27 protein-coding genes are annotated in these 26,282 nt (G+C 60.5%); 7 read left to right on the top strand and 20 right to left on the bottom strand.

Translation table 11 applies throughout. From position 1 onward, the window contains the following. Window positions 1-313 (top strand): hypothetical protein (locus ATY79_RS31150; RefSeq protein WP_210421408.1); only part of this gene is annotated, 313 nt, incomplete at its 5' end. A gap of 113 nt (window positions 314-426) precedes the next feature. Further along, window positions 427-2,367, top strand: coding sequence for a M23 family metallopeptidase (locus ATY79_RS19830; RefSeq protein ID WP_088693681.1), 1,941 nt, complete (start codon window positions 427-429; stop codon window positions 2,365-2,367). A gap of 58 nt (window positions 2,368-2,425) precedes the next feature. Here ATY79_RS19830 and clpB read toward each other — a convergent pair whose 3' ends face one another. The 10 genes from clpB to ATY79_RS19865 form a co-directional block, all read right to left on the bottom strand. Next, the gene (gene clpB / locus ATY79_RS19835; protein WP_088693682.1) at window positions 2,426-5,029 is read right to left on the bottom strand and encodes an ATP-dependent chaperone ClpB; all 2,604 of its coding nucleotides are present in this window, start codon (window positions 5,027-5,029) and stop codon (window positions 2,426-2,428) included. Between the two features lie 253 nt (window positions 5,030-5,282). Further along, window positions 5,283-5,684: a DUF1214 domain-containing protein gene (locus tag ATY79_RS31610; protein ID WP_245306861.1), complete on the bottom strand. Its 402-nt coding sequence runs from the start codon at window positions 5,682-5,684 to the stop codon at window positions 5,283-5,285. Then, entirely contained in the window at window positions 5,626-6,192 is a 567-nt protein-coding gene (locus ATY79_RS31615; RefSeq protein ID WP_245312405.1) for a hypothetical protein, read from the bottom strand. The genes ATY79_RS31610 and ATY79_RS31615 overlap by 59 nt, the downstream gene beginning before the upstream one ends. Further along, window positions 6,155-6,430 (bottom strand): DUF1254 domain-containing protein, encoded by a 276-nt coding sequence (locus tag ATY79_RS31620; protein ID WP_245312406.1) that lies wholly within the window; start codon window positions 6,428-6,430, stop codon window positions 6,155-6,157. The genes ATY79_RS31615 and ATY79_RS31620 overlap by 38 nt, the downstream gene beginning before the upstream one ends. Further along, entirely contained in the window at window positions 6,387-6,716 is a 330-nt protein-coding gene (locus ATY79_RS31625) for a hypothetical protein (protein ID WP_245306864.1), read from the bottom strand. The genes ATY79_RS31620 and ATY79_RS31625 overlap by 44 nt, the downstream gene beginning before the upstream one ends. Window positions 6,717-6,941: 225 nt before the next feature. Continuing rightward, window positions 6,942-7,727 carry a DUF4167 domain-containing protein gene (locus tag ATY79_RS19845; RefSeq protein ID WP_088693683.1) on the bottom strand — a complete coding sequence of 262 codons (786 nt, stop codon included), beginning with the start codon at window positions 7,725-7,727 and terminating at the stop codon, window positions 6,942-6,944. Between the two features lie 344 nt (window positions 7,728-8,071). Further along, entirely contained in the window at window positions 8,072-8,953 is an 882-nt protein-coding gene (gene prmC, locus ATY79_RS19850; protein ID WP_088693684.1) for a peptide chain release factor N(5)-glutamine methyltransferase, read from the bottom strand. Next, window positions 8,950-10,029 (bottom strand): peptide chain release factor 1, encoded by a 1,080-nt coding sequence (gene prfA, locus ATY79_RS19855; RefSeq protein WP_088704679.1) that lies wholly within the window; start codon window positions 10,027-10,029, stop codon window positions 8,950-8,952. Before prfA ends, prmC begins: the two co-directional genes overlap by 4 nt. A gap of 28 nt (window positions 10,030-10,057) precedes the next feature. Continuing rightward, window positions 10,058-12,325 carry a phosphoenolpyruvate--protein phosphotransferase gene (gene ptsP / locus ATY79_RS19860; protein WP_088693686.1) on the bottom strand — a complete coding sequence of 756 codons (2,268 nt, stop codon included), beginning with the start codon at window positions 12,323-12,325 and terminating at the stop codon, window positions 10,058-10,060. Between the two features lie 89 nt (window positions 12,326-12,414). Beyond that, on the bottom strand, window positions 12,415-13,689 hold the full coding sequence (locus tag ATY79_RS19865; RefSeq protein ID WP_088693687.1) for an aspartate kinase: 1,275 nt from the start codon (window positions 13,687-13,689) through the stop codon (window positions 12,415-12,417). Between the two features lie 367 nt (window positions 13,690-14,056). Here ATY79_RS19865 and ATY79_RS19870 point away from each other — a divergent pair, with 367 nt between their 5' ends. The 3 genes from ATY79_RS19870 to ATY79_RS19880 all read left to right on the top strand — a co-directional run bounded on the left by ATY79_RS19870 (window position 14,057) and on the right by ATY79_RS19880 (window position 17,817). Beyond that, window positions 14,057-14,269, top strand: a complete 213-nt coding sequence (locus ATY79_RS19870; RefSeq protein WP_088693688.1) for a hypothetical protein — start codon at window positions 14,057-14,059, stop codon at window positions 14,267-14,269. A 56-nt stretch (window positions 14,270-14,325) separates the two neighbouring features. Beyond that, window positions 14,326-15,429 (top strand): NADH:flavin oxidoreductase/NADH oxidase, encoded by a 1,104-nt coding sequence (locus tag ATY79_RS19875; RefSeq protein ID WP_088693689.1) that lies wholly within the window; start codon window positions 14,326-14,328, stop codon window positions 15,427-15,429. Window positions 15,430-15,609: 180 nt separating this feature from the next. Continuing rightward, window positions 15,610-17,817: an adenylate/guanylate cyclase domain-containing protein gene (locus tag ATY79_RS19880; RefSeq protein WP_088693690.1), complete on the top strand. Its 2,208-nt coding sequence runs from the start codon at window positions 15,610-15,612 to the stop codon at window positions 17,815-17,817. Here ATY79_RS19880 and ATY79_RS19885 read toward each other — a convergent pair. Beyond that, window positions 17,814-18,776: a FecR domain-containing protein gene (locus ATY79_RS19885; protein ID WP_088693691.1), complete on the bottom strand. Its 963-nt coding sequence runs from the start codon at window positions 18,774-18,776 to the stop codon at window positions 17,814-17,816. The genes ATY79_RS19880 and ATY79_RS19885 overlap by 4 nt on opposite strands. 190 nt (window positions 18,777-18,966) lie before the next feature. On the opposite strand from ATY79_RS19885, the gene ubiG reads away from it, so the two are divergent. Further along, window positions 18,967-19,716 (top strand): bifunctional 2-polyprenyl-6-hydroxyphenol methylase/3-demethylubiquinol 3-O-methyltransferase UbiG, encoded by a 750-nt coding sequence (ubiG, locus tag ATY79_RS19890; RefSeq protein WP_088693692.1) that lies wholly within the window; start codon window positions 18,967-18,969, stop codon window positions 19,714-19,716. Window positions 19,717-19,725: 9 nt separating this feature from the next. Here ubiG and ATY79_RS19895 read toward each other — a convergent pair whose 3' ends face one another. The 6 genes from ATY79_RS19895 to ATY79_RS19920 form a co-directional block, all read right to left on the bottom strand. Then, a complete protein-coding gene (locus ATY79_RS19895) occupies window positions 19,726-20,604 on the bottom strand; it encodes an SDR family NAD(P)-dependent oxidoreductase (RefSeq protein WP_088693693.1) in 879 nt (292 codons plus the stop codon). After that, a complete protein-coding gene (locus ATY79_RS19900; protein ID WP_088693694.1) occupies window positions 20,601-21,386 on the bottom strand; it encodes a hypothetical protein in 786 nt (261 codons plus the stop codon). The genes ATY79_RS19895 and ATY79_RS19900 overlap by 4 nt, the downstream gene beginning before the upstream one ends. 10 nt (window positions 21,387-21,396) lie before the next feature. Beyond that, window positions 21,397-21,984: a protein-S-isoprenylcysteine O-methyltransferase gene (locus tag ATY79_RS19905; protein ID WP_088693695.1), complete on the bottom strand. Its 588-nt coding sequence runs from the start codon at window positions 21,982-21,984 to the stop codon at window positions 21,397-21,399. 64 nt (window positions 21,985-22,048) lie between these two features. Next, window positions 22,049-22,627, bottom strand: coding sequence for a hypothetical protein (locus ATY79_RS19910; RefSeq protein ID WP_088693696.1), 579 nt, complete (start codon window positions 22,625-22,627; stop codon window positions 22,049-22,051). Between the two features lie 151 nt (window positions 22,628-22,778). After that, entirely contained in the window at window positions 22,779-22,910 is a 132-nt protein-coding gene (locus ATY79_RS31630) for an ABC transporter (RefSeq protein WP_088693697.1), read from the bottom strand. Between the two features lie 170 nt (window positions 22,911-23,080). Further along, a complete protein-coding gene (locus ATY79_RS19920) occupies window positions 23,081-23,665 on the bottom strand; it encodes a L,D-transpeptidase (protein WP_088693698.1) in 585 nt (194 codons plus the stop codon). Window positions 23,666-23,959: 294 nt separating this feature from the next. Between ATY79_RS19920 and ATY79_RS19925 the strand changes: the two genes are divergently transcribed. Continuing rightward, window positions 23,960-24,715: an SDR family NAD(P)-dependent oxidoreductase gene (locus ATY79_RS19925; RefSeq protein ID WP_088693699.1), complete on the top strand. Its 756-nt coding sequence runs from the start codon at window positions 23,960-23,962 to the stop codon at window positions 24,713-24,715. On the opposite strand, the gene ATY79_RS19930 is transcribed toward ATY79_RS19925, so the two are convergent. From ATY79_RS19930 to grxC, 3 genes are read right to left on the bottom strand one after another with little or no spacing between them, the layout of a single operon-like run. Continuing rightward, window positions 24,712-25,140, bottom strand: a complete 429-nt coding sequence (locus tag ATY79_RS19930) for a DUF1178 family protein (protein ID WP_088693700.1) — start codon at window positions 25,138-25,140, stop codon at window positions 24,712-24,714. The genes ATY79_RS19925 and ATY79_RS19930 overlap by 4 nt on opposite strands. After that, on the bottom strand, window positions 25,137-25,994 hold the full coding sequence (locus ATY79_RS19935) for a carbon-nitrogen hydrolase family protein (RefSeq protein WP_088693701.1): 858 nt from the start codon (window positions 25,992-25,994) through the stop codon (window positions 25,137-25,139). The genes ATY79_RS19930 and ATY79_RS19935 overlap by 4 nt, the downstream gene beginning before the upstream one ends. Before the next feature lie 9 nt (window positions 25,995-26,003). After that, window positions 26,004-26,261: a glutaredoxin 3 gene (gene grxC / locus ATY79_RS19940; protein ID WP_088693702.1), complete on the bottom strand. Its 258-nt coding sequence runs from the start codon at window positions 26,259-26,261 to the stop codon at window positions 26,004-26,006. Window positions 26,262-26,282 lie beyond the last annotated feature (21 nt).

Genomic DNA, 26,282 nt, shown 5'->3' on the forward strand with positions numbered 1-26,282 from the left:
GCAACCAATCAGCATCTCAGCCAATCTTAAAAGAAACCTTAGAGCGAAGGACTTCGTCGCCAGCAGCGCCGCCGCCCTCGTCAGTGATCGGGCTTATAGACCCTGCCCCTTTTCTAAGTCAACACCGGTTTTCAAAAAAAACGAGATTTCTTGCATCACATTGAATTTTAACGCGGATTTCCAGAGGCGAACATTTCAGTCCGGAGATTGCGCCAATAGCCGGATCATTTCCAAGAAAATAGGGGCCGAAAACGCGATAGCGAGGTTCTTCGCCCTCACATCTTCACAATCAGATGGTCTCAAGGGCGAATGATTTGGGTACGCACATGCGCGCTCATTTGACTTCTATTGCCAAACTATGCACTTTTCGGCGCCAGCCATCGCTGCCCCGAAGACGCCCACCGAAAGGACGCGGATCTACCTGCTATGATGACGGAGAAGATGATGATCCGCTCGTTCGGCAACGAGCCGCCGCTTCTCGCTGATGGCAGACGCGCGCCCGACCGTCGCGAGGTTTCATTACGCTGGCTTTCGGGTACGTTCCTCACCGGCATTACGTCGAGCGTGCTGATGGGCGTGGCCCTCTTCGCCGCACTCGACGGTCGCCAGCAGCTGGCGATCCCTGCCGAGGCTTACGCCAATATCAATGCCGAGGCTCATGCCGATACCGACGTGACGCGCGGCAGCCGCCTGATTGCTTCCGCGATTGCCGCCAAGCCGTCGGACCGCAAGATCATGGAGGTCTCGACCGTTGTCCACGAGGGCGACAAGGAGGTTGTCCGCCGCCAGCCCTTCGCACGTGTGAAGATGACGCTGGCCGCCAACCACGTCGCGACCGAGGACTATCCGAGCTTCAACCCCCTGACGATCTTCTCGGCGGACGAGCCCGATGCACTGCCGAACGTTCGCACCGGACAGATCTACGGTTCCGACGTGGAGTCCGAAGTCAGCCTGAAAACGGTGGCCTATCCCACCACGAAGGATGGTCTTCAGGTCGCGCCCGGCATGACGCTAGACGAGATCGAGGAGAACGTCCGCTCCAACGGCTCCATCCTCACCGATGGTGCAGCCCAGGTAGCGGCACTCTACTATGTCGACCCCCGGCGCTTCTCTACCGATGACAACGACGTTGACCTGACAGCCGGCCTGACGGCGCGCGTGCTCGAGCAGAACATGACGGTCTCCGCACCGGAGTCGATCACCCCGCAGACGGAAGAGTTCGCCGACGATATCATCCCGGTGCGCCAAGTGACCTCGATCATCAAGGCGATGACGGATTCGGGCTATCCGGAGCCGCAGGCCAAGGGCCTGTCCGGCTATCTGTCGCCAATCATCGGATCGGACGACCTCGAAAAGGGCGATGTGCTCCGCATCGGTATCCTGCAGAAAGGCGAACAGGCCAAGATCATTCGCGCCAGCGTCTACCGCGGCAGCCGCCATGTTGTCACCGTGGCTCTCGACGACCACGATCGGTTCGTCGCCGGCCACGAGCCACCGCAAATCGATGCGGTCACGACCGCCTTCGACGACAGCTCGACATCCATCCCGTCCAACCAGAATCTGCCGCGCGTCTATGATGGTATCTATCGTGCGGCGTTGTCCTACGGCATGACCAAGGACATGACCGCGCTGATCATCAAGTTGCTGGCGAGCAGCGTCGATTTCCAGGCGGAACTGCGCCCGACCGATACGCTGGAGGCCTTCTTCTCCGTTGCCGATGCCAGCGGGCAGGCAACAACTGCTTCCGAGCTTCTCTATGTCAATGCCCGCTTCGGCGATACGCAGACCCGCTTCTACCGCTTCCAGGATCCGGAAGACGGTTCGATCGACTACTTCGATCAGGACGGCAAAAGCATTCGGCAATTCCTGCTGCGCAATCCCGTCCCGAACGGCATATTCAAGTCAGGCTTCGGCATGCGCCGGCACCCGATCCTGGGCTTTGCCCGCATGCATACCGGTGTCGATTGGGCGGCGCCGCGGGGCACGGCGATCATCGCGGTCGGCAACGGCACCGTCGAGAAGGCAGGCTGGGACTCCGGCGGCTACGGCAACCAGACCATCGTCCGCCATGCCAATGGCTACGAATCCTCCTACAATCACCAGAGCGCCATTGCAAAGGGCGTCGTTCCCGGTGCCAAGGTGCGGCAGGGCCAGGTGATCGGCTGGGTCGGCACAACCGGCGAATCCACCGGTCCGCATCTGCACTACGAGATGATCGTCAACGGCACCAAGGTCGACCCGCTGCGCGTGCGTCTGCCGGGCGGCAAGTCGCTGAAGGGCGAAGCGCTGGCAAAGTTCGAGGACGAGCGGCAGCGCATCGACACTCTCCTCGGCAATCAGCCGCCGCCGCAGGTCGCCAGCAATTAACAGTATCCAACAAAAATGGCGGCCGGAGCCACCATTTTCTTTGTCACTGTCGCGCGCCTTAGGCCGCTTCGTTGACCGCAGAATTCCGTGTCCGGAACAGCAGCCGGTCCGTACCGCTGGTGATTTTCACCGTGGAGCCATCAGGCACCTGCCCGGAAAGGATCTGTTCGGCGAGTGGATCCTGCACATACTTCTGGATCACCCGCTTCAGCGGACGCGCGCCATAGACCGGGTCGTAACCCTTGTTGGCGAGCCAGTTCCGAGCATCGTCGTCGAGTTCGAGCGTGATCTTGCGCTCGGCAAGCAGCGCTACCAGACGCTTCAGCTGGATATCGACGATCGCGCCCATTTCCTCGCGCTTCAGGCGGTGGAACAGGATGATCTCGTCGATGCGATTCAGGAATTCCGGCCGGAAGTGACCGCGCACAACCTCCATCACCTGCTCGCGAACCGCCTCGCTGTCGTCCCCTTCCTTGAGCTGGGTCAGGTACTCGGCGCCGAGGTTCGACGTCATGATGATCATCGTGTTGCGGAAATCGACCGTCCGGCCCTGACCATCGGTGAGGCGGCCATCATCGAGAACCTGCAACAGGACATTGAAGACATCAGGATGCGCCTTCTCGATCTCGTCGAACAGCACGACCTGATATGGCCGGCGGCGAACAGCCTCGGTCAGCGCGCCACCTTCATCATAGCCAACATAGCCGGGAGGAGCACCGATCAGCCGGGCCACGGAGTGCTTCTCCATGTACTCGGACATATCCATGCGCACCATCGCCGTCTCGTCGTCGAAGAGGAAGCGGGCAAGCGCCTTGGTTAGCTCCGTCTTACCGACGCCGGTCGGGCCGAGGAAGATGAACGAGCCGATCGGCCGGTTCGGATCCTGTAGGCCGGCACGCGCACGGCGCACAGCACGCGACACGGCCTGAACCGCGTCACCCTGGCCGATCACCGATTTCGCCAGCTCGTCTTCCATCCGCAGCAGCTTGTCGCGTTCGCCTTCCAGCATCTTGTCGACAGGAATGCCGGTCCAGCGGGAGACGACATGCGCAATGTTGTCGGGAGTCACGACCTCCTGCACCATGGCGCTGCGATCGCTGTCCTGCTGCTCCGCTTCGCTGAGTTTCTTTTCCAGCTCCGGAATGACGCCGTAGGTCAACTCGCCGGCGCGTTGGAACTCGCCCTTACGCTGAGCAATCGCGAGTTCGTTGCGAGCCTCGTCCAACTGCCTCTTGAGGTCTGCGGCCAGGCCGAGCTTCTGCTTTTCCGCCTGCCAGCGGGCCGTCAAGGCATTGGCCTCTTCCTCCAGATCGGTCAGCTCGGTTTCAAGCCGCGTCAACCGGTCGGCCGAAGCGACATCCGTTTCCTTCTTCAAAGCTTCGCGCTCGATCTTCAGCTGCATGATGCGCCGATCGAGTTCGTCGAGCTCCTCAGGCTTGGAATCCACCTGCATGCGCAGCCGCGCAGCGGCTTCGTCCATCAGGTCGATGGCCTTGTCGGGCAGGAAACGGTCGGTGATGTAGCGGTTGGACAGTGTCGCAGCCGCAACCAGGGCCGAATCCGAGATGCGGACCTTGTGATGCTGTTCGTATTTTTCCTTGAGACCGCGCAGGATCGAGATCGTGTCCTCGACCGTCGGCTCCTCGACCATGACAGGCTGGAAGCGTCGGGCAAGGGCCGGATCTTTTTCGACATGCTTGCGGTATTCGTCGAGCGTGGTCGCACCGACGCAGTGCAGCTCGCCGCGGGCAAGCGCAGGCTTGAGCAGATTGGAGGCGTCCATCGCCCCATCCGCCTTGCCGGCACCGACTAGCGTGTGCATTTCGTCGATGAAGAGGATGATCTCTCCGTTTTCGGCCTGCACTTCGTTGAGCACGGCCTTCAGCCGCTCTTCGAACTCGCCGCGATACTTGGCACCTGCAATCAGCGCGCCCATGTCGAGCGCCATCAGCTTCTTGTCCTTGAGTGACTCCGGCACGTCGCCGTTGACAATACGCAACGCAAGACCTTCGACAATCGCGGTCTTGCCGACGCCGGGCTCGCCGATCAGCACCGGGTTGTTCTTGGTGCGGCGCGACAGAACCTGGATCGTGCGGCGGATTTCGTCGTCACGGCCAATAACAGGATCCAGCTTGCCCTCGCGAGCCTCGCCAGTCAGATCGCGGGCGTATTTTTTCAGCGAGTCGAAGCCCTGTTCAGCATTCGAGCTGTCGGCGGTGCGGCCCTTGCGGATTTCGTTAATGACCTGATTGAGCGCAAGCGCGGTGACGCCAGCGTTCTTGAGCGTCATCGACGTCGAAGCCGAAGACTCGATCGCCAATGCCTGTAGGAGGCGCTCGACGGTGACAAAGCTGTCGCCAGCCTTCTTGGCTGCCTCTTCGGCAGTCGAAAGAACCTTGGCAAGCGGCTGCGCAAGATAGATCTGCCCGTTGCCGCCGGAAACCTTCGGCAACTTCGCAAGTGCCGCATCGTTGGCAAGGCGCGCAGCCTTGGGATCACCGCCGGCGCGCTCGATCAGCGAAGCGGCCATGCCCTGGTCGTCATCAAGCAGCACTTTCAGAACATGTTCGGGCGTGAACTGCTGGTGCCCCTGCGCAAGCGCATAGGTCTGGGCGGACTGAATAAAACCGCGCACCCGCTCGGAGTATTTTTCGATATTCATGCTGTACCTCCATGGATCGCCCTGCCCTTATAAGGCACAGGCCGATGACTGAGATTGAGCTCCCTCAAAACGGCAAGCCCTTTGTTCCACCACGTTTGGGATTTGTGGCTGAGGAACTTGCGCTGGATATGGTGGAGGATTTGAAAAGTTTAAAGGGGGGCAGGAAGCGAAAAACCCCGGGCCTTGCGACCTGGGGTTCATATTTTTTATCCCGTCTCCGCAAGATGGCTTTTGCCAGCGGACAGTCACTGGCTCACTTGATTTCTTCAATGTCATTGGGCTTCCAAGAACCGTCGAAGGCGGGCTGCATCGGTCCGTAAATGCGAATGTAGCTGAACCAGCCGCGTCCAGGCTGGGTCTTGATCCAGCGACCCTCGCCATCTTTAGGCGGCGTAGGGCCAAAACAGAGATCGACCGGCCTGGATGTATCGATGTCCTTAAGCTCGAAGAGCGAGCGCAAGGCCGCCTTGTTCTGATCGGTCTGGACCTCCGAACGCGTCTGTGCGTCGTAAAGCGTTACAGACCAGAACAGCTTGCCCGGAACGGGCTGCGGGATAGTCAGCTTGTATGACTTGCCGCCGTCCAGAAACGCACCGCTACCGTCTCGCGCGCCGAGCCAATACAGCGATCCGGCACCGGCAGACCGTCGGAACATGGCGGGCGACTACAATTGCCTGTGCGAACCAGCGATCGCTTGCCTCCAGATCAACGCCCATCGGCGTCTCGAACTGCGCTTCGTTGGGAACAAGACCGACCCACTCCCACTTGCGGTCCGGCCATGCGAAGCGATCGGGCCGGTCGCCATCGAAGGCCGATACGATAAGCTGATCTCGACCGACCTTCGCGGCCTTTTCAAGGATAGCCTTCGCACGATCGTCTGGAGCAAACGGCTTACCCTTTTCGATGCCGAGCGTCGCAAGCAGTCCGTACATAGGCGTGAACTTCTCGACCAACGGCTCCTCATCAATGATCCGGTTCAACACCTCCCAGAACTGGATATTGTCCTCCCATTTGAGAGATGTGCTGTCCATTGTCCTGTCGGTCGTATCGATGATCGGCATGGGTGTCGGCTTCCTGGCCGCGCTCAGCGGATAGACCTTGATGGTATGTAGCGCCTTCAGTGCCTTATCCTGGTCGCCGCCAACCGGCAGCGCGCACGGCAAGCAGGACCTTGTAGGTGGCCGACTTCCCGACATAATAGCCCTTCGGCATCTTGCCCTTGTAATCCGGCTTTCCTCCCTTGCTGCCATCTGGGCCAGTGATGCCCATATCGAGAACCCAGCTCTGATTATGGTCGTTGATCAAGCCGATGTAAGCGCCTGGCGGCAGCTCGACGACCATCGGGCCGTCCTTCAGGTCAAGGGTTGCCGATCCGTAAGGCGTGTCGGAGTTGAGTGTCAATCCCACCTGGCGCGGCCCCCGCTGCCGCAGCGCCAAGGCCCCCATTGTCCTTGATCCCAGCCACTCGATTTCCGTTGAAGATGCCTTCAACGGATACCGTCGGATACCAGAAGCGGTAAGCCGTCACAGCGCGTTGAAACAGCACGTCCTCACGCGCTTTTTCGGTGGTCGCTGCTGTCGGAAAGCCTTTGTCGAAGCTGTAGCCTGTTTGGGCGGCGTCTTGCGCCCACACCGTGGAACCCATGAGAAATGCAACGAACAGTGAGGCGCCCACCTTGGCTTTCATGACGACATCTCCTTTTGTCATAAGCGGAGTAGCGTCGAAGGCGTTGAAAAATCCAAGTACGTTACGGTAACGGCCGCGGCGTTTACGCTGAGCTTTGCGCGGTGGTGATCGAGGAAGATGGCCCGCGCCGGTTGTCATTAGCCGCGATCAACTGGGGCATGGCCACACAAAAAGGTCGCTCCGAGGAGCGACCTTCTATCCACCAAATCGGATCGCGAGATCCGGTTATTCCGAAGCGGCATCCGCCAAAGCAGGAGCATCGCTGGGCTCTGCACCCTCGGTCGAAGCCTCGCCTTCTGCAGCGCGGCGCGGACGACGCGGACGGCTGCCGGCAGTGCGGCGACGCGGCTGGCGTTCGCGTGGCTGGCCCGCGGCACTTTCCTCGTCCATCGAAACCTCTGCCGGGATACCTTCGATCTCCGGCTGCGGACCGCTGCCATCGATGACTTCGGGCTGCGGAGCTGCAACTACGGCTTCAACCGGAGCAGGCTGCTGTTCCTGACGCCGCGGCTGGCGCGGTTGCTCGTCATTGCGACGTGGCTGCTCATCGTGGCGACGCTGCGACTGCTCGACCGCACGGCGCTGCTGATGCTCATGCTGCTGACGCGGCGGCTGGACGATGACGACATCGTCGTTGTCGATGCCTTCGACATCATCGCCCTCGCGCTCGACGCCTTCACTGAATTCATTGCGGTCGTCGCGCTGGAAGCGTTCCTGCATTTGCGTCTGTGCGGCAGCAATGATGCGGTTGTAGTGTTCGGCATGCTGCAGGTAGTTTTCGGCGATGACACGGTCACCAGAGCTCTGCGCGTCGCGAGCGAGCTGCGCATACTTTTCAGCGATATGCTGCGCGGTACCACGGATCTTAACGTCTGGGCCGGAGCTGTCGTAGGTCCGCGTCAGCGGATTGCCGCCCTTGCGGTTGAAGTTGTTGTTATTGTTATTTCCACCACCGCCGCCGCCGTTGTTGCCACGCCCGCGACCGCGCTTGTTCTGCTGTCCTGGCCTCATAGATCGTTCACCTGAATTCTCTGTTTGTTGTGGAGTTATGGCACCAACCGCCGTGGCCGGTTCACCGGCTCAGGGCCCTCGTGCCGCAAGCATACTGCGCCTTCGCGCCAACCTGCCGCTTGTTCTCAAGTCAGTTTGACTGATTCACGCATTGGGTCGTGTTCAACCTTTGAAGCTCTCGTTTAAAAGAGCGGACCCCCGAGGCCGAGCTAGTATCGAACGACTCACCGTTCTGTCCTATCTCTCCAACGCGTGGGGTCAACCTATATTGCTTCCCGTGGAAATCCAAGCCTTTTCTTCGTAATGGCACCAATGTCCTGTTCGATGCTTTAAGTTGTCATGCATCACTTGAGCGCGAACACGAGCGCCCGGTCATTCTGGCCGTAATCCTTTACGGATTCCAGAAGCTTGAAGCCCTCAGCCTCGAAAACGTCTGTCACGTCGTTTCGCTGGTCGTAGCCGATCTCAAGTCCCACAACGCCGTTCGGCTGCATGAACCTTGCCGCATCCTTGGCGATGGTTCTGTAGGCGTCAAGTCCATCCTGGCCGCCATCCAGTGCGGCATGGGGATCAAATTTCGTCACTTCGGGAGCGAGAGTGTGAACAACCTTAGAAGCGATATAGGGCGGATTTGAGACAATCGCATGAAACGCGCCGTGGATGTTTTCAAACCAGCTGGACTGAATGGCTTCAAAGCGATCCCGCAATCCGTTTCTGTCCGCGTTTGATTGTGCTGTCCTCAACGCATCGACCGATATATCGCTGCCGACACCTGACGCTTCCGGACATTCGCTCAATAGCGCCAGGCATATCGCCCCGGTTCCGGTTCCCAGATCAAGGATATGGATATGGCCCTCGGTATTTGCAAGATCACGCAGATAAGGAAGCATCGTATCGACGAGAATTTCCGTATCGGGCCGTGGCTCAAGGGTTTCCGCGGAGAGCGACAGCGGCAGGCCATAGAATTCCCGTTCGCCGAGGATGCGGTGAACCGGCTCATGCGCCAGCCGGCGTTCGATCGCTTGCTCGATCATTGCCATCTGCTCTTTGCTGACGGTTTCGCCGCCACGCGTCACGATGGCGGTCGTCGAAAGTCCAAGCAGCCCTGCGACGAGCACACGAGCATCAGCCGGAGCACTGTCGATGCCAGCTTCGGTGAAGCGACGGCGAGCATCAGCCAGCAATTGGGAAACCGTAGGCTCGGCCTGTTTCCCACTCATGCTCATTGCTGCTCGCCGAGTTGCGCTAGCTGGCTCGCCTGATAATCGGCCATTAGCGCATCGACCACCTCGTCGATTTCGCCGACCATCATCCGATCGAGCTTGTAGAGCGTCAGATTGATGCGGTGGTCCGTCACCCGCCCCTGCGGGAAGTTGTAGGTGCGGATGCGCTCCGAGCGGTCACCGGAACCAACCTGGCTCTTGCGGTCGGCGGAACGCTCGCTTTCGGCGCGCTGGCGCTCGGCGTCATAGAGGCGTGAGCGCAGAACCTGCATCGCCTTGGCGCGGTTCTGGTGCTGCGACTTCTCAGAGCTGGTGACGACGATGCCGGTCGGCAGGTGGGTAATGCGAACGGCAGAGTCAGTGGTGTTAACGTGCTGGCCGCCGGCACCAGAGGAGCGCATCGTATCGATGCGGATGTCTTCCGGCCGGATCTCGATGTCGATTTCCTCCGCCTCCGGCAGAACCGCGACGGTGGCGGCCGAGGTATGGATGCGGCCGCCGGCTTCCGTTTCGGGGACACGCTGGACGCGGTGAACACCGGATTCGAACTTCAGCTTGGCGAACACGCCCTTGCCGGTGATCGTCGCGATAATTTCCTTGAAGCCGCCCGCTTCGCCGTCGCTCGATGACAGCACTTCCACCTTCCAGCCGTGAGCGGCTGCATAGCGCTCATACATCCGGAACAGGTCGCCGGCGAAGAGTGCAGCCTCGGAACCGCCCGTGCCGGCACGGATTTCCAAAATCGCGCTCTTCTCGTCGGCCGCGTCCTTCGGCAGTAACAGGATCTGGATTTCCTGCTCCAGCGCCTCCAGCCGCTCCTTCACGTCAGGGAGTTCCAGCTCGGCCAGATCGCGCATTTCGCGGTCCACCGACCTGTCGTTCAGCAAGGTTTCGAGGTCAGCAAGCTCAGCTATCGCCTTCTCGTAGGCGCGGATCTTCGTGACGACGGGCTGCAGCTCGGAATATTCGGAGGCAAGCTTGACGTAGACATCGGCCGAAGGGCCAGCCGACATGCGCGCTTCGATCTCGCCAAAACGGCGTTCCAGCTCGCGCATCTTTTCAACGGGAAGCTTCGCCACCCTTCACTCCGATTCTGCTTGTCTTCAACTAAAGAGGAATATTGTGAGCGTCGGCGAAGTGGGCAAGCACGTCGCGCATCGGGGTCGCCGACTTGGTATCGTCAAGCGCCTCGTTCATCACCTTTGCCAGCGCCTCGGCGTCTAGGCCGAGCAACATCGCCTTGACCGGACCAATAGACGCCGGCGACATCGATACCGAACGGAAGCCGATGCCGAGCAGTGCCATTGCCGAGATCGGCCTGCCGGCCAGTTCGCCGCACAGCGTCACCGGCGTATTGTTGCGCTCGCCCGCACGCACGATGTCGCGCAGGATCCTGAGGAACGGTTTGCCAAGCGGATCGAAACGGTCGGAAACGCGCGCATTGCCGCGATCGACCGCCATCGAGAACTGGAAGAGGTCGTTCGAGCCGACCGAAACGAAATCGACCGCCGCCATCAGCTCGTCGAGCTGCCAGAGCAGCGCCGGCACCTCCAGCATCGCGCCGAATTGCAGCTTGCGCGGCAGGCCGTGGCCGAAGCGGGAAAGGTGTTGAACTTCCTTCTGCAGGAGCTCACGCACCGCAGCGATCTCGGAAACTTCGGTCACCATCGGCACCATCAGCTTCAGCTCGATGCCGGCAGCCGCCTTCAGCATGGCGCGCAACTGCGTGCGCAACAGACCTGGACGATCGAGCGACAGGCGGATCGCCCGCCAGCCGAGCGCCGGATTTTCTTCTTCGTGGCCACGGAAATAGGGAACGACCTTGTCGCCGCCGATATCAAGCGTGCGGAAGGTCACGACCCGCCCGGCTGCCTGCTTCAGCACGTTGCGATAAAACAACTCCTGCTCTTCCGCCTTCGGCATGGTGGAAGCAATCATGAACTGCAGTTCGGTGCGGAACAGACCGATCCCTTCGGCGCCGGAGTCCGAAAGCTGCGGCAAATCAACCAACAGTCCGGCATTCATCATCAACGATACGCGTTGCCCGTCCTTGGTGCGCGGCTCGACGGAGCGCAGCGCCCGGAACTGTTCCTGCCGGCGGGCGCGGAACCGCACTTTTTCCTCGTAGGAGCGCTGATGCTCCGGCATAGGGCGAAGATGCACATGCCCGCCATCGCCATCGATGATGACGGCATCACCGTTTTCGGCGAGCGCCACTACACCGGCAGCCTGGCCGATCACGGGAATGCCCATGGCGCGCGCGACGATCACCACATGGCTCGTCACCGCGCCTTCTTCCAGCACGAGGCCACGCACATTGGCACGCGGATAATCGAGCAATTCGGCGGCGCCCATGGCACGCGCCAGAATGATAGCGTCGCTCGGGAAACCATCCCCCGCGGTGCGGCCGGTATAGCCCGTCAGCTGCCGCAGCAGCCGGTTCGCGAGATCTTCGAAATCGTGCATCCGTTCCCGCAGATAGGGATCGGTCATGCGGATCATGCGCGCCTTGGTGTCGCTCTGCACCTTCTCGACCGCGGCTTCCGCCGTCAGGCCGTTGCGGATCGCCTCCTCGAGCTTACGCACCCAACCCTGGTCGTGGGCAAACATACGATAGGTTTCGAGAACCTCGCGGTGCTCGCCCTCCATCGACACGTCACGCTGCGACAGAAGGTCGTCGATCGAGATGCGAAGCGACCCGAGCGCCTCACCCAAGCGGCGGATTTCCTTCTCGGAATCCTCGTTCAGCAAGTTGGTGACGACGATACGCGGCTCGTGCAGGACGACATAACCGAGGCCGATACCTTCATTATAGGTGTCACCATCGATGGTCACCGAACGCGTCAGGTCTAGTTCGAGACCGGGCTTGGTGATTTTCTTGAGCTCGCCGGTGGCGATCATCTCGGCCAGCACCATCGCCGTCGTCTCGAGCGCTTCGAGCTCTTCTTCGCGGTAGGTGCGGCTTGCCTTGTTCTGCACGACCAGAACGCCGAGCGAACGACCCGTGCGGAGGATCGGCACGCCGAGGAAGGAATGATAGATCTCTTCGCCGGTTTCCGGCAGGTAGCGGAAGGCTGGATGCGATTGCGCGTCGGATAGATTGAGCGGCTGCGCCGATGCCGCGATCGTACCGACTAGGCCCTGTCCCATTTTGAGTTGGGACAGGTGGACCGCTTCCTTGTTCAGACCTTCGGTTGCATAGAGTTCGAGCACGCCGTCGGCACGCAGCACGTAGACGGAGCAGACCTCCGCCACCATGTTGCCTGCGATCTGGCGAACGATCCGGTCGAGGCGCTCCTGCGGCTCCAGCGGCTCCGCCATCAACTCGCGTAGCCGCTTGAGCAGCACGCGCGGACCGCCCGAAAGGTCTCTCATTGCGTCTCAAGCTCCAAAACAAACATCAAAGTCTGACAGCCATTGGCCGCGTGACTTTTCAACTTGAACGCGCGGCAGCCTGTTCAGAATCAGTTCTTATCCAGACCGTAGCAGGAATGCAAAGTCCTGACAGCGAGTTCTGCATACGGACCGTCGATCAGGATCGAAATTTTGATCTCGGACGTCGTGATCGCCTTGATATTGATGCCCTTGTCGGCCAGCGCCTTGAATGCGGTGGCGGCAACGCCCGCATGGCTGCGCATGCCGATGCCGATGACGGACACCTTCACAAGGCCTGATTCGTTCTGAACGACGTCGTAGCCGATCTTTTCCTTGTTCTCACCGAGAACCTTGATCGCCTTATCGACGTCGCCCGACGGGACCGTGAAGGTCATGTCGGTCTTCGAGCCATCTTCGGAGATGTTCTGGACGATCATGTCGACGTTGATGTGGCTTTCGGCCAGCGGTCCGAAGATCGCGGCGGAAACGCCCGGCCGGTCGGCAAGACGGCGAAGCGAGATCTGAGCCTCATCCTTGGCATAGGCGATGCCGGTGACTACTTCCTGTTCCACGATTTCATCCTCGTCACAAATCAGCGTTCCGGGCGGATTCAAGAAGTCACCCATGCCCGGAGCATCGGGATCTTCGAAAGAGGAGCGCACGAAGGTACGGACCTTGTGCACCATGGCAAGCTCGACGGAACGAACCTGCAGAACCTTCGCGCCGAGCGAGGCCATTTCGAGCATTTCCTCGAAGGCGATCTTCTTCAGGCGGCGTGCCTGTGGCACGATGCGCGGGTCCGTCGTGTAGACGCCGTCGACGTCGGTGTAGATGTCGCAGCGATCGGCCTTAACCGCAGCCGCGATCGCAACCGCCGAGGTATCCGAGCCGCCGCGGCCGAGCGTCGCAATGCGATTGTCGGGACCGAGACCCTGGAAACCGGCGATGACGGCAACCTGGCCCTCGCCCATACGCTTGATGATGTCGGAGCCATCAATATCGAGAATGCGTGCGGCACCATGCGCGTTGTCCGTCCGGATCGGGATCTGCCATCCCTGCCAGGAGCGAGCATTGATATCCATCGCCTGCAGCGCGATCGCGAGCAACCCGGAGGTCACCTGCTCGCCGGATGCAACAACGGCGTCATATTCGCGGGCATCGTAGAACGGCGAATTGGCGCCGACAACCTTCGGCGTGCCCTGCACCCAGCCGACCAGCTCGTTGGTCTTGCCGGACATGGCCGAGACGACGACCGCTACTTCATGGCCGGCATCGACTTCACGTTTCACATGGCGGGCAACGTTCTTGATGCGGTCCAGATCAGCGACGGAGGTCCCGCCGAATTTCATTACGATGCGTGCCATATGCCTCTACCACGACCTAGTGCCGAGAGAGACCAAAGCCAGACCCGGCATCACGAACCCTGCATGGAACCGCATGGCTGAAGAGCCAGGAATTGGGAGTTTCTGGAACCCTTCTAAGGCCCTGCGCCCCAAGGGCCCAAGTTGCCGCGTCTCTTAGCGAGTTTGTAGGGGGGTGGCAAGGTGTGGAAAGGAGATTGCCGGCAGCCGGCGTGGAAGGCAGAAGCCATCCTTGAAGTGGACACGCACGGCGCTATTTCTGCCCATCTGCTCTACCTTTCACACACAGGACAGTATGGGGAGCGATTTGCCTTTGGACGAAATGAACCACGCTGAGCGCCGACGAAGCTTGGTGCACCTTGAAGGACTGATGGCAACCCTGAAGCCTCTTGCCAATGCAAACGAGAACACAAAGCTCTGCGTTGCGATGACAAGGGTGCAGGCGCTCTTGCGGGACAGTCTTGACGAAATGGCCGAAGCATCGGCTCCGGTCGCCGATGAAATTGTCGAGGAGGCCGTTCAAATCGTCGCAGAGATTGAATTCAGGCTGACGATGGGCCTTCGTTCTGGCACCGTTCATTAACATACGGACAACAGAAGCAGCCGGTCCTGGCGTCCATGTTTTAGAGGGGATCAAGCTTGTCGCAGCCCGTTCTGTTCACGCCGTTTCGCGTCCGCAATGTTGAGCTGGCAAATCGGATCGTCATTGCGCCGATGTGCCAGTATTCTGCCAAGAATGGCTGCATGACCGATTGGCATACGATCCATCTCGGTCAACTGGCTTTGTCAGGCGCCGCGTTGCTGACGATCGAGGCCACGGCGGTCGTTCCCGAGGGGCGGATCACGTTTGCGGACGTCGGGCTCTACGACGATAGCACCGAAGCGGCAATGGCCCGCACTCTCGAAGCCATCCGCCGCTGGTCCGATATGCCAATTGCCGTGCAGCTTGCCCATGCTGGTCGCAAGGCGTCCACAGAGGTTCCTTGGCGCGGCGGCTCGCAGTTTCCTCCCGATCATTCGAATGGCTGGCAGACCGAGGCTCCGTCCGCGATTGCTTTCGATCCCAACTCTGTGCCGCCGACGGCGTTGGATCGGGAGGGCCTGAAACGCGTACGGGACGCGTTTGCCGCCGCCGCGGTTCGCGCTGCGAGGATCGGCATCGATGCTGTTCAGATTCACGGCGCACACGGCTATCTGCTGCATCAGTTCCTGTCCCCGTTGTCCAATCGGCGCTCCGACGAATATGGCGGCTCGCTCGAAAACCGCATGCGATTTCCTCTAGAGGTATTCGAGGCCGTCAGGGCGGCCTTGCCGTCCGACAGAGCTCTGACGATGCGGGTGTCGGCAACGGACTGGATCGAGGGCGGCCTGGACATCGATCAAGTCATAGCCTTTGCGCAGAATCTTAAATCAAGGGGATGTGACGCAATTCACGTATCCAGCGGCGGGCTTCATCCGGCCCAGCAGATCCCCATTGGCCCCAACTACCAGGTACCGCTCGCGCGCGCGATCAAATCTGCCATCGATATCCCAGTGGTCGCTGTGGGCCTGATCACCGAACCGATGCAAGCCGAAGCCATTGTCGCCACCGGCGACGCCGATCTTGTCGCTCTCGCCCGCGCGGTCCTCTACGATCCCCGTTGGCCGTGGCATGCTGCAGCTGAACTCGGTGGCCAGGTGAAGGCCGCCAACCAATATCTCCGCTGCCAGCCACCGCAGTTCAAATCGCTATTCGTGACCTGACGGCGGCTCGTAAGCGTTCAGCTAGGGCTCCGTGCAGGCTATCGCGATACCGGAACTCCAGCCGCCCGAAAGGCGCAGTTGCATCACGCCACGGAAACAGGCAGCCTGACTGCGCTGAGAAGACGCCGGACATGCACCGACCTGCGTCCATCGCCTCCGACGCAAGGGCTCCGACTGCAAATGACGCGTGCGCAGCAAATCGGCGTTATCATTGGCCTCGCGATCGTCGCAGCCTTTACGGTGCTGCGAGCGAGCGACCCACCGCTCCTGCGGCAGCTGCGCGACATCACCTTTGACGAATACCAGCGCATTTCACCACGCGCTTTCGAGCCGACGCCCGTGCGCATTATCGATATCGACGAGGCATCGCTCAAGGAATTCGGCCAATGGCCCTGGCCGCGCGACCGGCTTGCGCTGCTCGTCGAACGGCTATCCGACATGGGAGCCGCGGCGATCGCTTTCGACGTCCTGTTCGCCGAACCTGACCGCCTCTCGCCGCGCTCGGTTATGCGCGACGTCGCGGGCGTTGACCCTACGCTACTGAGCCGGCTGCCTGACAATGATGAACTTTTCGCGGAGGCGATCGCCGGGCGCCCCGTGGTGCTCGGTTTCGGCCTGACGACCGAGGGTAACTTCCGACCGCCGGTGAAGGCAGGTTTTGCCTTCACCGGCCAAAGCCCGGTCAATGCCCCTCCGCGGCTCGATGCGGCGACACCGGTGCGCCCGCAACTGCAGATCAATGCCACGGGCCTCGGCCATATCAGCCTCAACCCCGGCAATCCCTCTGCTGTCGTACGCAAGGTGCCGCTCTTTTTGACTGACGGTGAGCAACTTTATCCAAATCTCGCGATCGAGGCTCTGCGCGTCGCTCAAGGCGCTTCAACCTACGTTCTTGCCGCCGCTCCCGAAGCTCCAGACACGCTGACATCAGTCAAGATCGGCGAGTTCATCGTACCGGTCACGGCGAGCGGTGAACTGTGGCTATATACCAGTCCTGATGTCGCCGAACGCTATATCTCCGCCGGCAAGATCCTTGCCCCGCAGGGCGTCGATCCGCAAATCGCCGCCGCCATCGACGGAAGCATCGTCTTTGTCGGGACATCCTCTGCCGGTCTGCAGGACATCCGCACGACTGCGCTCGGCCAGAACGTCCCCGGTGTTTCCATGCACGCCCAGACCGTCGAGCAAATCCTGACCGGACACTTTCTCTCCCGGCCCGATTGGGCAGATGGCATGGAAATCCTCGCGATTGCGGTATTGGGCACGATCCTGGTTGCGCTAACGACCTTCGTCAGCCCGGCCGTAGCACTCGCCTGCGGCCTTTGCATCACGGCGCTGGCACTCGCTGCTTCATGGTTTGCCTTTTCCTCCTGGGGCCTGCTCTTCGATCCGCTCGCACCAATCATTGCCGGCTCGATCATCCATTTCTCCGCCACCTCCTTTCGTATCCTCGTCATCGACCGCGAACGGCGCGAAGTCCGCCGCGCCTTCGGGCAGTATCTCTCGCCCTCGCTGCTCTATCGGATTGAGCACACCCGCAATGCGATGCGCCTTGGAGGCGACGACCGCGAACTGACGGTGATGTTCGTTGACGTTCGCGGTTTCACCGAACTCAGCGAGCGGCTGCAGCCGGCCGAAGTCGTCCGCTTCCTGAACACGTTGCTCGATGCGCTGAGCCGCCACGTGACCGCCAACGAGGGCACGCTCGACAAATTTATCGGCGACTCGATCATGGCCTTCTGGAACGCCCCGGTGGATGTGCAGGACCACCCTGCGAAGGCAGTCCGCGCCGCTCTTGCCATGCGTGAAACGCTCGCTTCACTCAACGCATCGGATGCCTTCGGCTTCGGTCGGCAGTATCAGGTCGGCATTGGCATCGGCATTCATACAGGCCTTGCCTGCGTCGGCAACATGGGGGCCGAGACGCGCTTCAACTATTCCGCCGTCGGCGATGCGGTGAACGTTGCCGCGCGTATCGAATCCGCCTGCAAGGAAGTTGGCTTCGACATCCTCGTCTCGGAGACCACGGCCGGCGAGCTATCACATTTCGCGCTCCTCGACGCCGGCCTGCTTGGGCTGAAGGGCAAAAGCAGCAGGGCGCGCCTCTACGCTGTTGTCGGCGGTGAACACGTTCGGAGCTCCGGCGCCTTTGCTGACATGCAGCGCATTCATTCGGAGCTTGTCGCGGCACTCCGCGCCCATTCGCCGGATAGCCGGAAGATGCTCAACATCGCCAAGCTCAAGGCAGTGGAACTGACAGCAGCATTGCCTCAATTTTACAGCCGCCTCGGGCGCCGCGCCGACCACTTCCGCGACAGCCCAGCTACCGACGACGATAGCACTCGGGTGGGCTTGCCGCGCGAAACCAAGTTGCATCTTGAGCCTTAGTAATTGCCGCTGCGGCCTTCGCGACCATAACCACCGTCGCGATCGTGGTCGTCGTCATCATCCCCGTCATGCCCTCGGTGATCACGGTCATGGTGGTCTCGATCGTGGTGGTCCCGATCGTGGTGATGATGCTCAGGCTTGTCCGGTTTATCCGGCGGATCCGGTGTGTCCGGCGCCTGTTGCGGTGTCTGCTGTGGAGCCTGCGGCGCTTGTTGTGGCGCCTGCGGTGCCGGTCGCTCCTGCTGTTGCTGTGGCTGCGGCCGATCCTGGCGGTCCTGGCGCAACGATGCCAGCCCACAACTGGTGCGAATGCCGCCAAGTGCCCCGGAAAGCTGCTGATCTCCGGAAAGGAACGGCAATGCCCGTGGATTGCTGAGTGTCTGGAGCGTACGGCGGTCAACCTTGCTGGGATCGGTCATCCTGCCGCCACGTGTTGCAATCACGCAATCGCACTGCTGACGCAGTTGCCTGCAGCCGCCAGGCCCGCAGAAGCTTGCCGCGCCGTTCAACAAGACGATGGCGGTCGTGCCATTTGGTCCGACGTAGAAATCGAAGGCCGTGCCGCGTACGCCGATGGTCCCGGCCGGCGTCACGATCGAATAGGCCGAGGAGGCCGAATTGCCGCTGATCCAGCGGAACGTCCCCTTCGCCGCCTTGATTGAAAGCCGCTTCACGGACGCGGAATCGTCATAGACGAACTTGTCGATCACCACCGTTGAACCGGCGCCAACGGCAAGCTTCGTGCCGTCCTTGAAGATGAACTGCCCGAGGCCGGATGTGGAGGTTCGAATGCGCTCATCGCGGTGAACTGGCGATCGAACGACGAGTGGACCGGTTTCGCCCGTCACCTCCGTCCGAATCAATGTCGCCTGCCCCACCGGCTCGGCTGAAAACGCCTGCATTGGCCCAAACAACGCAACAAACAGGCTCGCAACGACAGCACCACAGAAGCGAGACATGGTCGACCCCCAAACAAACGATCAGTATATTAGCATATTGTTAACTTTAGCGTCTCCTCATCTTCTTGGTGTAGGCAGCGTCACAGTTCGCCTTACCTGAAAGTTGCTTGCGGCACCGCATCCCCCATCCGCTCTTGACTTCCGCGCGGCTTCGTCCGACTTCACTCGGAACGAATGCGAGGAACGGAACATGAGCGAAGCGGCAAAAAGCACGATCGATCAAGGAGAGGTGGACCGCTTCTCGGCGATGGCGGCGGAATGGTGGAGCCCTACCGGCAAGTTCAAGCCGCTGCACAAGTTCAATCCCGTACGGCTCGCGTACATCCGCGATAAAGCCGCGGAAAACTTCGGACGCGACATCCGCAGCGCGAAGCCGCTGGACGGTCTTCGCGTTCTCGATATCGGCTGTGGCGGCGGCCTGCTGTCGGAGCCGGTTGCGCGCATGGGCGCCAGCGTCGTCGGTGCGGACCCGTCGGAGAAGAACATCGGCATTGCCTCGACGCATGCGAAGGCGTCTGGCGTGCCCGTCGATTACCGCGCGGTAACGGCCGAACAACTTGCGGAAGCCGGCGAGACCTTCGACATCGTTCTCAACATGGAAGTCGTGGAACACGTCGCCGACGTCGATTTCTTCCTGGCCACCTGCGCCCAGATGGTTCGGCCGGGCGGCCTGATGTTTGTCGCGACCATCAATCGGACGATGAAGGCCGCCGCGCTCGCCATCTTTGCCGCGGAAAATATCCTGCGGTGGCTGCCACGCGGCACGCATCAGTATGAGAAACTTGTCCGCCCGGAAGAGATTGAAAAGCCTGTGACGGCAAACGGCCTCTCGATCATCGATCGCACCGGGGTCTTCTTCAATCCGCTGTCAAATCAGTGGAACCTGTCGAGGGACATGGACGTGAACTACATGATGCTGGCGAAACGCGCCGGCCAATAGCCGTTGGGCTCAGACGCCCGCTCGGCGCGCCTGCCGTGAGCCGCAGCACTCCTTGAAAGGCTTGCCGGAGCCGCAAGGACACAAATCGCGACTGCGCCGTTGCAGGCGACCGATCAAAGGCACCTTCACCGCCGATGGCAGCGAGGATGCCACGAGGGCCACTAGCTTCGCCGAAAGGCCTGGCACCACCAGGCGGCGGCCGGACTTGAACCCGCGCCAGGCGCGCTCTGCCACATAGTCGGAACTGAGCTTCGGGAGGATCTTGAACAAGGCAGCCCGACCCGCGCCTGACCGCTCCAGGAACTCCGTCGCAACGGGTCCGGGCGCGACACAGGTTACCGTCACGCCGGTCGCTTTGACCTCTTGATGCAAAGCCTCCGAAAAGGAGCGGACGAAGGCCTTGCTGGCATAGTATAGCGCCATGTTCGGACCCGGTGTGAAGCCGGCAATGGAACCGAGATTGAGCACGCCGCCGTGCCCACGGGCCACCATTTCCGGCAGGAATTGCAGCGTCATGTCGGTCAGCGCGCGAATGTTGAGGTCGACCATCCCAAGCTGGTCGGCAGTCGGCAGCGTCGTCGCCGGACCGCGCAAACCATAACCAGCACTGTTGACCAAAACGTCGCAGACCAAGCCGTGGGACGTGAGGAAGTCCTTCAGTCGTGTCGAGGCGTCGGCCGCAAGAAGGTCGAGCGAAAAGGTGAACGCCTGGCCACCCGCCGCTTTCACATCATCTGCTGCAGCAGCCAGTCCATCCGACGACCGTGCAACGAGGACGACAATCGCACCTTCGCGCGCGGCGACATTGGCGATAGCCCGGCCAATGCCGCGGGACGCACCGACGACGACGACGGCGGGGCGCAACGTTTCACGCTGTTGGTCTGTCATAATGCCTTTCCCGACGTCACTTCGCCCGGGATTGCGCCAGTTGACGCCATGCCCCGAACTTCGTCCGTGACCGCGCCGTTCAGGATATTTTCGAAGCGAATCAGGGCGCGGGCGACATTGGCACCGTCCATGACGCGATGGTCATAGTGGATGCGGACGGTGACCGTTCCGTCTGCGGAGATCGAGCCATAGTTGAAAATCGTGGTCAGCGGCGTCATCGGATTGAGCGATTCTGCGCCAAGCCCCGAATAGACCGAGAGTTGGAATGTGCCGAAGCGGCGTCCGCGTTGCCGCCCTAGATTGAGCCCCAGCCACATCAGCAGCCAACGGATCGGGCCAGGCGCACACGCAAATTTCAGCGCCTTGCGGAACTGCTTGATTTCGTGAATCGGCTTTGACCGGGCAGCAAGAAACAGTTGCTCGATCTCGGCTATCGACCGATGCTCCGGGTCTTCGATCGTGCTCAGCAGAACGATCCGCTCGCCCTCGTGCTCGCGCTCGTGGGCCACGGAGGCAATACTGACCGGATATTCGTAGAGCTGGGGCCGGGGCAGCTTGACATAAGCGCGCCGCAGGTCCGGCACATCCTGGCTGAGCAGCGCATAGCCCTTCAGAAACAACACCGTCCAGGATGTCTTGCTCTGTTGCGCCATCCGCGCCTGTTGCAATGGCCCGAGGTTCATCTGTCGCTGCACCGTCACGCGCGGCACACCGATCGAGAACCGCATCAGGTCCCCAACCAGCCGTCGTGATGGTGATAGTTTGATGGCACGTCCCCGCATCAGGCGTCCTCTAGTAGATGTAGGGGATAATTCGCTTCGTCCGGTCCATGTAGGCGCGATACTCGGGGCCGAAAATCTCCAGCATCATGCGCTCTTCCTTGTCGACCCGCAAAAAGAAGAGGACTGCAAAGCCAATCACGCCCGCTAGGCCAACCACCCAATTCGCCAGCAGAAACGCCTGGCCGAGCGCCATCAGCAGAAACGACGTATACATGGGGTGGCGGACGAGTGCATAGGGACCATGAGAAATCAGCTCGTGCTTCTCGCGAATCTGCAGCGTGATCGACCAGTTTCGGCCGAGCGCCTTGTGAGTCCTGCGGAAGACCCACATAGCCGAGCAAAACAATACCGCGCCGAGGATCACCGCCCATAGATGCGCCGTATAGTCGGCAGCTTCAGGCTTCCCCGTGGCGACATAAAAACCGGGAACGAACGCTAATCCTATGAGCGCGGCCGAAAGACCAAGCACTTCTACTCCCGAGCGACGGTCGCTCACAACCCTCGTTCGCCTCGCGCGACGTTCCGAAGGATAGCGAATTGCGTACCAGGCAATGATGCCAAGCACCCATATGATTTTGCCAATGAGAGCGACGCTCAATTCAGATCACCGGAGCCCTTCGTCGATCATGTGGAAGCGATGACCCGACGGGCTCGCTCCACACTCACGTATTCATCTCTCGAAGCTTTGTAATGAACTCTTGCGGACGAAGCCAGATGCTGGGCGTCTTGTATCCCATGGAACGTGCGATCTCGCCGACGAAATTGTTGCAATTATCCACGGTGGCCTGCCACAACTTCGATTTTGCCTGCAATTCCCGAATGAAGGCGACGGTCTTGTTATACTCGGCTTCAGTCAGCAAAATCCGCCAGCTTGCCGAACGATAGGCTTCCTCAAGATCGCCATCCGTTGCCCCGGTCGTTGCCGGCACCGGAATGAAATGCCCAAGGACGTAAGGCGCGGCATCGGGAGAAGCAGGCGCAAGACCGGCGACCTGCGGATTGATCATCCCGCCGGCCTTGTTCAGGCGCCCGAAGACCGCATAGGTATGACCGTAGGTTAGCGCGTAGCGCGAACGGAATTCGATGAAGTACTGGCCGTCGCGCTGGGCGGCTTTACCGACTTGCGCACCGTTTGCGTCCGAGGTGAACCTCGGTTGCGGTGGCTTGTCGTCCGATTGGCAGGATGTGAGCGCGAGAGCGATGAGAAACAGGAGGGATAGGTGGCCTTTTGCAAGCGTCATAACTACGCTTCATCTCCGAGATCGAATGAGCACAGACCACCAAGCAAAAGTGCCAGCCTAAGGTTGTGCATTTGCCCGAAGGCAGCCCGGCTCCGACAACGATTCGGGGGAGGGGCTACGAAGTCCCTCCCCCTTGCTCAAAGGTCAGATGTTACTTAGTGATTGGTGCGGCCTCTGCCACTGGCGGTGGGGCTTTGCCCTTGCCTTTACCAACTGCTCCGCAAGCCGTCAGGCTCGAAACGGAAAACAACGCAACAAGGCACATGATTAGGATTCTGCTCATCAAACTAGTCCTCTCCGTTAGCATGGAATAGGTTATCGAAGGCAACGATTCTACTAATAGCGGTAAATTAGCTGCAAGCCAAGTGCAGAAAGGGCACAGTGCCACCTCGCGTCGCGCAGGCGACGCGCAATGCTAACAGACGGTGGCAATATCGATACAAAATGTAAGTATCATATGACCAAAACGCTGGTCCCCACGGGCGCGCGGCCGTAGAGGTGAACGATGTCTTCATTTGTCATGCGGATGCAACCATTCGACACCGCCTGTCCGATCAGCCACGGTTCATTTGTCCCGTGGATACGGAAGTAGGTATCCTGCCCGCCACGGTAGAGATAGAGCGCCGCAGCACCGAGAGGATTGTTTTCCCCTCCGGGAACCCCCCCAGCATACTGCGCCAACCGCGGCTTGCGTTCGATCATGCTCGCAGTCGGCGTCCATGATGGCCACTCGGCCTTCCGCCCGACAACGGCATTGCCCTTCAGGGTGAGACCTTCTTCCCCGACCGCAACACCATAGCGCGTGGCACGGCCTTCGGCCTCGACATAGTAAAGATAACGCTCGTAGGTGTTGACAATGATGCTACCCGGCTGTTCGCTGCCCGAATACGCAACCTCCCGTCGCCGATTGCGGTAGCTGGTGGCACCTGTCGAAGCAAAGGGATTCCCTATCGGCCAACTCGCTGTGGTGCATCCAGAGGTCATCAAAGCCACACAGCCCAAGATTAGGCCACGGCGCGTAATATGGTCGTTGTCCATCGTTACCTGCTGATTATGGTGAGCCCTATTGCCTTCCTTTAGCATCCCATTGTTTTCAGGCCAAGCCATCGTCGGATCGCTCCGGCGCTCTTCTGTGCAGAAACCTCCCTAACGTTGTATAAGTCCTTCATAATGTCCCCCAATGAGAAGGCACCTCTTGCGATAACATGTGCCGCAAAGCTAGGTTGGAACGGTTCGCGCCGTAACGCCGGCGCCTACACGGAGGATTTCAGGGAGGTTGCAACTGTTCGCGTTTGAATTGATCTGGCTGCAGGGGAGCGGTAGCAAGAAACAATGAATCTTGGTTTCGAAGGAAAAGTGGCGATTGTCACGGGCGCAGGCTCGGGGATTGGCGCGGCCATCTCCCGGCAATTGGCTGAGGAGGGTGCGGAGGTTGTTGTCGCGGACATCAATGCCGAAGCAGCAGAGCGCGTTGCTGCGGAGATTCGCGAAAAAGGAGGAAAATCCCGCCATTTTGTCGTCGATGTTACCGATGCGGCGGCGGTTGAAAAGCTGGTTGCAGCAACCGCCGATGCGTGCGGCGGCCTGCATCTTGCGGTCAACAATGCGGGCGTCGATGGTGTGCGCAGGGCGACGGGAGATTACCCGCTCGACAACTGGCACAAGCTGATGGACGTCAATCTCAACAGCGTTTTCTACTGCATGAAATACGAAATCGGGGCCATGCTGGCTGGCGGCGGCGGCGCGATCGTCAACGTGTCGTCGGTGCTCGGTGCCGTCGCATTGCCGATTGCATGTGCCTATACGGCGGCCAAGCACGGTGTCGTGGGACTGACAAAGGCGGCCGCGATAGAGTATGCGCGTCTGGGCATCCGCATCAACGCGGTCGGCCCCGGCTGGATTGAAACACCACTTTCCTCAGAACATCGCGATATTGCGAGCAGCCGCCGCATGGAGGCACTGCAGCCGATGGGCAGGCGCGGCACACCGGAGGAAGTGGCAGCACTCACCTGTTTCCTATTGTCGGAGCAGGCAAGCTTCATCACCGGCAGCTACCATCTCGTCGACGGAGCTTACAGCGCGCACTAATTCACATCGTCGGGCAGAACAGGCAGGGCGGCAATCTCGATGCCCTCTTCAAGAAGCGCTTGCGCTTCATCCATAGTGGTCTGCCCGATGATCCCGCGAGCGTCGCTCTCTCCATAGTGGATCTTGCGCGCTTCCTCAGGAAACCGCGTTCCGACGTCCTCGGAATTGGCTTTGATCGTCGCGACGGCCTCTTTCAGCTTCTGGAACGCGTCCCGACGCATCGTATCCATCGCGAGCGTCTGCATCTCGTCCTTCTTGCGCGCCGTCGAGACGGAGGGCGCCATCAGGAGCTTGGAGATGGATGCGGAATTGCAGACGGGACAGGTCAGAAAGCCTGATGCGACCTGGCGATCGAAATCGGCACTTTCGGAAAACCAGCCTTCGAATTCATGAGCATTTTCACAGCGCAGGGAATAACGGATCAAGCGGCTACGCCTCCTGCGACTTCCCCTGCAACCCTCTCGATGGAAAAATCACGGCCGTTTTTCAGGTTCGGAATCTTGTCGTGGGCGGCCTTGACGGCAGCGGTGTCAATGTCGGCGATAATGACGGCTTCGCCTTCCGGACCGGCCGAAGCCAGCACCTTGCCCCACGGATCGATGATCATCGAATGACCAAAAGTCTCACGCCCGTCCTCGTGACGACCGGCCTGAGCAGCGGCAATCACAAAAACGCCGTTCTCGATTGCACGCGCCCGCAGCAGGATTTCCCAATGCGCTTCGCCCGTCTGCTTCGTGAAGGCGGCAGGCACGGTCATTACTTCGGCCCCGGCAACGGCCTGGGCGCGGAAAAGCGCGGGGAAGCGAACATCATAGCAAATCGCAAAGCCCATTTCGGCAAACGGAAGCGACAACACACGCGCCTCGGAGCCTGGGCGGTAGGCCGCGCTCTCACGCCAGCTCTCGCCGTTGTCGAGATCGACGTCGAACATGTGGATCTTGTCGTAACGGTTGAGGATCTTGCCGTCGGGGCCGAAGAGATAGCCGCGGTTGGCGAGCTTGCCATCATCGAGCGCGATGGCGGTGGAGCCCACGTGCATGAAGATGCCCAGACCCCGGGCCAGCTCCGAACCGGTTCGGACGATGACATCGTTGGTTTCGTCGCGCAGCAACGCCTTGGCAGCCGCCCGGTCGCGCTGCAGCATGCCTGTCATCTCTGGCGTCTGCACATACGTCGCGCCCCGGCCTGCAGCCTCGCGGACGAGGCGCGCCATCGCCGCCGCGTTCCTCTCGGGATCGACGCCGGAACACATCTGGATGGCGGCCGCCGTAAACGTCATCGTTCTTCCTTATGCCGCAAGCAGAGGATCAAGCCCGCCGGCACGATCCAGCGCATAGAGATCATCACATCCGCCAACATGCTGCTCGCCAATGAAAATCTGCGGAAAGGTCGTGCGACCGTTGGACTTGCCGATCATCTCCTGGCGAAGCTCCGGCGCAGAGGTTGCATCGTGCTCGACGAAATCGACGCCCTTTTCGGACAGCAGCGATTTGGCGCGCGCGCAATAACCGCAGGCTTGGCGCGTATAGATGGTGACGGGTGCCATGAGGACTCCAGACAATACAGG

The organism is Rhizobium sp. R693 (assembly GCF_002211315.1).
In the GTDB taxonomy this organism is placed as follows: Bacteria; Pseudomonadota; Alphaproteobacteria; order Rhizobiales; family Rhizobiaceae; genus Rhizobium.